Consider the following 1682-nt stretch of genomic DNA (forward strand, 5'->3'; position numbering starts at 1 on the left):
CCCGAAACCATCATTGCCGCGCTGCCGCCGAAGGAGGTTCCTCTGCCCGCCTTCGCGCCGAGGCCCAAGGCCGATGTCGGCCAGCAGACGGCTGAAAACGTGCCGTTCGCCGTGGCGGACGCCTCGGCCACGGCTGAGCAGGCGGTGGCGACGGCGCATGCTCCGGCCAACGTACCGTTCGGCATGGCCGCCGGCGCGGCGCAGGCCGCAGCCGATCCCGCGCAGGGGGCGTTCAACAATGTTCCGCTGCCGACGAGGCGGCCCGATCTGCCGAGGGAACTTGCGCCCAAGGACAAGGGCGTGCTTCTGGCGCTGGCGGAAACCGCCTCGCAGGACAAGAGCGCGACCGACGCCTTCTCGGTGCTGCCGACCGCGCGGCCCGACACGGGCAAGCCGGATGAGATCAAAGCGGTGCTCGAGCAGGCCAGCGCGACCACCGTGGCCGGCTCGAGTGGGGCCGAATACGAAGTCGCTTCGCTGACTGCGCCGGAGCCACGCTCGGCATTCAACGATCCGTCGGGTCTCGATGCAGCTTCGCCGCGTCAAGCCATTGCCGCACGCCCCGCCGGCACCGATCCGGCGCAGGCGATCGGCGCCGGCGTGAAGACGACGCGCAAGGAGGCCAGGGCGTCCGCCAACGACCTGAAGCCCGGCCCGAAGGCAATGGTGGTGGCAACGCCGCCGCAGGCAGCGCGCTGGGCGCTGGGCAGCGGCGACAACATCGCCACCGTTTCCGATCCGACCACGGCACCGCGCTATGCCTACAATATCGTGCACACGCCGCCGAGCGAGGTCTACACGGCCGGCTTCCAGACGGATGCGCAATTGCCGGACGCCAGCCGGTTCACCGGCAACGCGGTGAAGTTCCTTTCGGTCGCCCGCTTCCAGACGAAATAACGAGCCTGCCAGTGCCGCAACAGCCGCGTTGAACAACAGCGCGGCTTTTGCTTTTTATCACGGCAGCATAGTTTGAACGGCGCGGGTTTCCCGCGTGGTCTTTTCCCGCTTCGTCTAACGGTAGGACAGCGCCCTTTGAAGGCGTGAATCGTGGTTCGAATCCATGAGCGGGAACCAGCCGGCGGCTGGTTTTCGGCCCGCACCGGCATGCCATCACGCACGCTTAAACTTCTCGTGAGACCGGAACGGGCCGCGCTTTTTCGGGTTAGGATGCGTTCGTTCCAAACTGGGGATATTCATGAAGAAGATTCTATTGGCGTCAGTTCTCGCTCTGGCCGCGGCATCGGCTGCCGTGGCTCCAACGCAGGCCGAAACCGTTATCGTCAAGACCGGCAAGCATCACTGCAGAACCAAGGTGGTCACCCATTGGGTTCACCACCGCAAGGTCGTCGAGAAGGTCAAGGTCTGCCACTGACCGCATGTCCAGCCCTGGAGCGGTTCAGCGTTTGATAGACCGCTGAACCGCTCCAGGGGTTCTTTACACGATCCGGACGGAAGAACCGGTGCCCACACTTCCTGGAATTGCGTTAGGCGAGCTTGCTCGCCGCGCGCGCCAGGGCTTCGATCTCATCCCATTTGCCGGCCTTGATGAGTTCGTCGGGCGCAACCCACGAGCCGCCGACGCAGATGACGTTGGGGAGGCTCAGATAGTCGGCGGCGTTCTTGGCCGTTATGCCGCCGGTCGGGCAGAATTTCACGTCGGCGAGCGGCGAGGCGAAGGCCTT

General features: G+C 65.3%; 1 protein-coding gene, 1 tRNA gene and 2 pseudogenes. 3 read left to right on the forward strand and 1 reads right to left on the reverse strand.

All coding sequences use genetic code 11. The features are described 5' to 3' along the window. The 3 genes and pseudogenes from EOA79_RS31870 to EOA79_RS33085 form a co-directional block, all read left to right on the forward strand. Positions 1-897, forward strand: a pseudogene (locus tag EOA79_RS31870) (peptidase M15); the annotation flags it as partial. A 103-nt stretch (positions 898-1000) separates the two neighbouring features. Then, positions 1001-1074 (forward strand) — tRNA-Gln (locus EOA79_RS31875). Positions 1075-1195: 121 nt separating this feature from the next. Beyond that, positions 1196-1372, forward strand: a complete 177-nt coding sequence (locus tag EOA79_RS33085) for a hypothetical protein (protein ID WP_082980697.1) — start codon at positions 1196-1198, stop codon at positions 1370-1372. A gap of 112 nt (positions 1373-1484) precedes the next feature. On the opposite strand, the pseudogene EOA79_RS31880 reads toward EOA79_RS33085, so the two are convergent. Then, positions 1485-1682: pseudogene (locus tag EOA79_RS31880) on the reverse strand (keto-deoxy-phosphogluconate aldolase); the annotation flags it as partial.

Origin of the sequence: Mesorhizobium sp. M1A.F.Ca.IN.020.03.2.1, from assembly GCF_004023205.1 — a bacterium.
Lineage (GTDB): Bacteria > Pseudomonadota > Alphaproteobacteria > Rhizobiales > Rhizobiaceae > Mesorhizobium.